The organism is Corallococcus sp. AB049A (assembly GCF_003668885.1).
In the GTDB taxonomy this organism is placed as follows: domain Bacteria; phylum Myxococcota; class Myxococcia; order Myxococcales; family Myxococcaceae; genus Corallococcus; species Corallococcus interemptor.
Genome location: NZ_RAWL01000471.1, coordinates 1 through 6,290, shown reverse-complemented (window position 1 = coordinate 6,290; position 6,290 = coordinate 1). Strand labels below are relative to the sequence as shown.

At 70.6% G+C, this 6,290-nt stretch carries 7 protein-coding genes; all 7 read right to left on the bottom strand.

Annotated features, from left to right (window positions below):
- Window positions 1-65 precede the first annotated feature (65 nt).
- Window positions 66-605, bottom strand: a complete 540-nt coding sequence (folK, locus tag D7X55_RS33800) for a 2-amino-4-hydroxy-6-hydroxymethyldihydropteridine diphosphokinase (RefSeq protein ID WP_120551124.1) — start codon at window positions 603-605, stop codon at window positions 66-68.
- The gene (locus D7X55_RS33795; protein ID WP_120551123.1) at window positions 602-1,369 is read right to left on the bottom strand and encodes a fumarylacetoacetate hydrolase family protein; all 768 of its coding nucleotides are present in this window, start codon (window positions 1,367-1,369) and stop codon (window positions 602-604) included. Before D7X55_RS33795 ends, folK begins: the two co-directional genes overlap by 4 nt.
- On the bottom strand, window positions 1,366-2,184 hold the full coding sequence (dapB, locus tag D7X55_RS33790) for a 4-hydroxy-tetrahydrodipicolinate reductase (RefSeq protein WP_120551122.1): 819 nt from the start codon (window positions 2,182-2,184) through the stop codon (window positions 1,366-1,368). Before dapB ends, D7X55_RS33795 begins: the two co-directional genes overlap by 4 nt.
- Window positions 2,185-2,206: 22 nt before the next feature.
- On the bottom strand, window positions 2,207-3,094 hold the full coding sequence (gene dapA, locus D7X55_RS33785) for a 4-hydroxy-tetrahydrodipicolinate synthase (protein WP_120551121.1): 888 nt from the start codon (window positions 3,092-3,094) through the stop codon (window positions 2,207-2,209).
- Window positions 3,095-3,110: 16 nt separating this feature from the next.
- Complete coding sequence (lysA, locus tag D7X55_RS33780) at window positions 3,111-4,352, bottom strand: diaminopimelate decarboxylase (protein ID WP_120551120.1); 1,242 nt, start codon at window positions 4,350-4,352, stop codon at window positions 3,111-3,113.
- On the bottom strand, window positions 4,349-4,564 hold the full coding sequence (locus D7X55_RS33775) for a hypothetical protein (RefSeq protein WP_121725206.1): 216 nt from the start codon (window positions 4,562-4,564) through the stop codon (window positions 4,349-4,351). Before D7X55_RS33775 ends, lysA begins: the two co-directional genes overlap by 4 nt.
- A 3-nt stretch (window positions 4,565-4,567) precedes the next feature.
- Window positions 4,568-6,290: TIGR04551 family protein (locus D7X55_RS33770; RefSeq protein WP_121725205.1), on the bottom strand; the 1,723-nt coding region annotated here is incomplete at its 5' end.

Sequence of the window (6,290 nt, the reverse complement as noted above, 5' to 3'; positions counted from 1 at the left end):
GCCGGGAGGCAGGGAGGTGGGCTCGGCCGCGAGCAGCGCGGTCGTGGCCAGGACGAGGGACAGGCTCATAGTTCGTGGACGGGGAAACGGGCGCCCATGTCGGGCCAGAAGAGGGCCTCGCGCTTGCGGACGTCCTGGGGGGCGAGCTTCGTCAGCAACTCCTGCACCGTCACGCCCAGCACCGGGTGGCGGACGTGGGGAGCCAGCTCCGACAGGGGCTCCAGCGCGAAGCGGCGCTTGTGCAGTTCGAGGTGGGGCACCTGGAGGTTCGCGTCCGCGACGACGCAGTGGTCCTCCTCGTCCCACAGGAGGATGTCCAGGTCGATGGTGCGCGGGCCCCAGCGCTGCGTGCGGCGGCGGCCCAGGTCCTGTTCAATCCGCTGGAGGATGCACAGCAGGCGCTGCGGCGTCAGGTCGCACTCCAGCGCCACCACGGCGTTGAGGAAGCGCGGCTGCGCGGGCCCCACCGGGGCCGAATCATAGAGGGAGGAACAACCCAGCACCGACACCGCGTCGATGCACGACATCGCGGCAAGGGCGGCCACGAGGTGAGACTCGCGGTCGCCCTCATTGGAACCCAGTCCTACATAGACGGTAGCGCTCAAGGCTCCATCTCAACCGGGTTCACCAGGGTTCCGATTCCCTCCAGCTCCACCTCCACCGTGTCCCCGGCCTTCAGCGCGCCCACGCCGGACGGGGTGCCCGTGCTCACCAGGTCGCCGGGCAGCAGGGTCATGATGTGGGAGATGAAGGAGACCAGGCGGGCGGGGCTGAACACCATGTCGGACGTGCGGCCATCCTGGCGCACCTGTCCGTTCACCCGGCACACCACCCGCAGGTCCGCGGGGGACAGGCCCGTCACGGCCCAGGGGCCCGCGCACGCGAAGGTGTCGTAGCCCTTGGCGCGGGTGTGCTGGATTTCCTTCCGCTGGATGTCGCGCGCGGTGACGTCGTTGAAGGCGGTGAGCCCCCAGATGGCGCGCGCGGCGGTGGCCTCGTCCGCGTTCTTCAGCCGCTCGCCAATCACCAGCGCCAGCTCCGCTTCGTAGTGCACCTCCTGGCTCGCCTTGGGGAGGCGGATGGGAGAGCCCGGGCCGTTGAGCGCGGTGGAGGGCTTGGTGAAGATGAGCGGTTCGGTGGGGATGGGCTTGCCCATCTCCTCCGCGTGCTTGCGGTAGTTCTGGCCGATGCAGACGACCTTGGACGCGTCCGACGGCGTGAGCAGCGTGAGCCCCTGGAGCGAGCGGCGCAGGCCGGTCTCCTTGCCGCCGGCCCACGGCGCGGCGGTGAGCACCACCACCTCGTTGCCGTCGACGCGGCCATGGCTGGCACGGCCCTCGACCTGGAAGCGGCAGTAACGGGCGGTCATGTCTTCCCCTGGAGGCCGAGCACGTCGGCCATGTCATAGAGTCCCGGCGCGCGGCCCGCCACCCAGCGCGCGGCCCTCAGCGCCCCTGTCGCGAACTGATCACGGTTCGTCGCGCGGTGGGTGAGCTCGATGCGCTCGCCCTCGCCAAAGAAGTACACCGTGTGCTCGCCGACGACGTCCCCGCCGCGCAGCGCCTGCACGCCAATCTCACCCGGCGGCCGGGCGCCCGTCTGCCCCTCGCGCGCGAAGGTGAGGTCGTCCTTCGAGCGGCCCAGCGCGTCCACCAGCACCTCCGCCAGCTTGAGCGCGGTGCCGCTGGGCGCGTCCTTCTTCATGCGGTGGTGCGCCTCCAGCACCTCCACGTCGAACGACGGCCCCAGCACGCGCGCCAGCTCCGCGGCCATGCGGATGACCAGGTTCACGCCCACGGACATGTTGGGCGCCGCGACGATGGGGATCCGCTTCGCGTGCTCCGCCAGCCGAGCGCGGCCCTCTGGCGTGAAGCCCGTGGTGCCCACCACCAGCGCCACGCCGCGCCCGGCGCAGACCTTCGCGTGGTGCAGCGTGGCCTCCGGCCCGGTGAAGTCCACGACGACGTCCGCCTTCGCGCCGTCCAGCGCGCGGCCCAGGTCGTCCTGCGCCAGCACGTCCAGCGGCGTGCCCAGCCGGGCCACGAGCCCAGCGTCCTGGCCCGACAGCGGGCTGCCCGGGCGCACCGTGGCCCCCACCACCGCAAGGTCGCTGGCGGCCTTCGCCAGGCGCACCAGCGTGCTGCCCATGCGGCCGGAGATGCCGGTGATGACGGTGCGGGTCATGGCGCGTGTTCCCTTCCCTTCTTCAGCCCTTCAACAGGCCCAGGCCGGACAGCTCGGCCTTCAGCTTCGCGGCGTTCGCCTCGCCCATCTGCACGAGCGGCAGCCGGATTTCAGGGCCGAACATGCCCATCAGGTGCAGCGCCCACTTCACGGGGATGGGGTTGGACTCCACGAAGAGCAGCCGGTGCAGCGCGTTCATCCGCACCTGGAGGCCGCGCGCCTTCGCGAGGTCGTTGCTCCGCGCCGCCGCCACCAGGTCCGCCATCATGCGGGGCGCGACGTTGGAGGACACGGAGATGACGCCCTTGCCGCCGCACGCGATGAAGGGCAGCACCGTGAAGTCGTCACCGGACAAAAGCGTCATCCGGTCGCCGCACTTCTCCACCAGGTCCACCGCGCGGATGAGGTTGGCCGTGGCCTCCTTCAGCGCCACGACCTCCGGGATGTCACACAGCTGGAGCACCGTCTCCGGCAGCAGGTCCACGCCCGTGCGGCCCGGCACGTTGTAGGCGATGAGCGGGAAGCCCGGGTGCGCCTTCGCGATGGCGCGGTAGTGCTCCACCAGGCCCGCCTGCGTGGGCTTGTTGTAGTAGGGCGTGACGATGAGCGCGCCGTCGGCGCCCACCTCGCGCGCGCGGCGCACGGACTCAATGGTTTCGCGCGTGCTGTTGCTGCCCGCGCCCGCCACCACCGGCACGCGGCCCTTCACCTCGTCCACGACGACGGCGATGGCGCGCGCGCGCTCATCCGCGTCCATGGTGACCGCTTCGCCGGTGGTGCCCATGGGCAGGAGGACGTTCGTGCCGCCCTCCAGCTGGTAGCGGACCAGGGCGCGGAAGGCCCCCTCGTCCAGCGCACCGTTGAGAAACGGGGTGGCCAGCGCCGTCATGGAGCCTTCGAAGGTCTTCATGCCGGCGCTTATACGTTCAGGCCCGCTCGCCGCGCCAGAGGTCCTCGACGCGCTCGCGCTCACGCACGACACGCCAGGCCGCTCCGTCCACCAGCACCTCCGCCGGCCGGGGCCGCGAGTTGTAGGTGGAAGCCATGCTCATCCCGTAAGCCCCGGCGCTCATGAAGGCGTACAGGTCGTCCTGGCGGGGCAGCACCAGGGGACGCGAGCGCGCGAGCACGTCGGTGGATTCGCACACCGGCCCCACGACATCCACCTCCACGTCCCGGCCGCGGCGCTTCACCACCGGCCGCAGGTCGTGGTGCGCCTCGTAGAGGGCCGGACGCATCAGGTCGTTCATGCCCGCGTCCACCACCACGAAGGTGCGCGCCTGGGTGGGCTTGCGGTACAGCACGCGCGTGAGCAGCACGCCCGCGTTGCCCACCAGCGCCCGCCCCGGCTCCAGGAGCAGCGTGGCCCCGGTGGCCTCCGTCGCGTTCAGCACCGTGCGCGCGTACTCCTGGGGGCTGGGCGGCGTCTCGTCCGAATAGGTGATGCCCAGCCCGCCGCCCACGTCCAGGTACTCCAGCGCGTGGCCCTGGGTGTTGAGCGTGGAGTAGAGGTCCGCCACCTTGGTGATGGCGGCCTTCATGGGGGCGGTGCGCGTGAGCTGCGAGCCGATGTGGCAGTCCAGCCCCAGCGCCTTGAGCCCCTTCATCTTCTTCGCCTTCGCGTAGAGGGCGACGGCCTCCTCGAAGGGCACACCGAACTTGGACGTCTTCAGGCCGGTGGAGATGTAGCGGTGCGTGCGCGCGTCCACGTCCGGGTTCACGCGCAGGGCGAACGGCGCGCGCTTGCCCAGCTTGCGCCCCACGGCATCCAGCGCGTCCAGCTCCTCGGCGCTCTCCACGTTGAAGAGCAGGAGGCCCTGCGACAGCGCCTGGGCCATCTCGTCCGGCGTCTTGCCCACGCCCGCGAACACCGTCTTGCCAGGTTCGCCTCCGGCCTGCTTCACGCGCGCCAGCTCGCCGCCGGACACGATGTCGAAACCGCTGCCCTGCTTCGCGAAGAGGCCCAGGATGGCCAGGTTGGAGTTGGCCTTCACCGAGTAGCAGATGAGGTGCTTCTGGCCCTGGAACGCCTCCGTCACCGCCTGGAAGCGCTCCGTGAGCGCGGCGGTGGAGTAGACGTACGTGGGCGTGCCCACCGCGTCCGCGATGGCGGGCAGGGGCACGGCTTCCGCGTGCAGCACGCCCTTCTTGTGGCTGAAGGGGCTCACTCCGGCAGCCCTGCGTCCGCGGCGGACGGTGGCACCGTGGGGCCGGAGGGCTCAATGGGCCCACGAGGCGGCTGCTGCGCGGGCACCGTCTGCGGCGTGGGCGCGGGCAGCGGCGCGGGCCGGGGCGCGCGGGGGTTGCCCTTGATGCCGCACGCCACCAGCGCGAGCGTCAGGCTGGTGGCGGCGCACAGCCGCAAGAAGGTGGAGCGCATGGGCTAGAACCGGATGGCCAGCGTGCCGCGGATGGCGTGCGCGGTGCTCGTCTCCTGGCCCGGGATTCCGATGTCCTTCAAGCCGTCCAGGGGGAAGAGGATGCCGTAGTCGATGCCCGCCACGAAGCCGTCCTCCGTGATGTAGCGCGCGCCGATGTCCGCCTCCAGGCCCAGGCTCTTGCTCAGGTAGGACGGCGTGGACTCCGCGTAGAACGCCTGCGAGTAGATGACGCTGCCGAAGACGTCGAAGCCCTCCGCGATGGAGTACTTGAGGCCCGGCTTCACGTAGAACGCGTCCGTCACGCCGTTGAGGATGGACCGCCACAGGATGAGGTCCACGCGGTAGTCGCGGTTGAAGCGGAAGTTGCGGATGGCGTTGTCGCTGCAGCCGCCGGTGTCGCAGCGGTACTGACGGCCCTCCACGTCGCCCGGCGCGGTGTTGCCGTCCGAGCCCGTGCCCTGGCGGCCCGGGTAGTTGCCGAAGCCCGGCGCCTTGTCACCGGACGCGAAGCCCAGCTCGATGCCCAGGTGCAGCTTCTGCGGGATGACGTGGAACTCCGTCTGGAGCACGCCGCCGAACTGCGCCACGCGCAGCGACTGGGTGGTGGGCTCGCTGGCCGTGAGCGCGCGCCCGTCGATGGTGCCCAGCTGCGCGGCGAACTCCGCCTCGATGCGGAACTGCTTCTCCTCGTACTTGAACCACAGGTCCGGGATGTAGAGCGTGCCGCCGCGCGGGACGAACGCCGGCGCGGTGGTGGTGACGGGGATGGAGGGGTTGGCGTCCTGGAAGGGGACGCCCGTCTCCGTCGTGGTCGCGTAGCGCTGCGTGCGGTACGTGAAGTACAGGCCGTAGTTGAGGACGCCCTGGTTGTTGTCCAGCTTGGCCTTCTGCTGCTGGTCGGTGTCGCGCCGCGCGATGGCCAGCACCAGGCTGTGCGCGTCGTCGGACTGGGTGAGGTCCACCGGCTCGCCCAGCGCGTTGGCCTTCTCCGTGGACAGGCCCTCGGAGTTGAAGTCCAGCATGGGCGTCACGTACCAGCCGGCGAACGGCTCCGTGACGAACTGGATGCGGTCCACGGTGTCGCCGTAGTCGCAGTCCAGGCAGTTGCCGTCGTTGCGCAGCATGCCCAGGCCCCAGTGGCTGCCCATGCGGCCGAAGCGCAGGATGCCCACCGGCGTCGTCACCTCACCGTACGCGCGCCGCACGATGACGGAGTCCTTGAACGCGTTGACGGCGGAGTTGGACGGGGACTGGTTCTCCGAGAAGAGCGTGAAGTTGTTGCGCCCATCCCCGCTGTAGGCGCTGTCCGGGTTGGAGCCCAGGAGGACGTTGTCCAGCGCGTCCACCTGCGCCTTGATGCGCACGTCCTCGCTGACGTTGAAGGACGGCTCCAGGCGGAAGCGCATGTTGGCGCCGGCCTGGGTCTGCTCCGCGGCGGAGCGCGGCGAGCGCGTCCACAGCTGGCGGCCCAGGGGCGTGCCGGAGGGCAGCGCGGGCTTCCCCAGGTCGAACTTGTAGAAGAGCGTGGGGCGCACGCGCAGGTAGCCGTCGAGCGTGAACAGCTCCAGCTTGCGCTTCTCCTCCGTCCACTCCTCCTGCCAGTCGTTGTTGGCCACGGCCTGGGTGGCGGTCTGGGCGCGGATGTCCTCGCGCAGCTCCTGCCGCGTGGCCTCCAGGCGCTGCTCCAGCTCCTCGCGGCTGACGCTGCCTTCGGAAGTGGGGGCC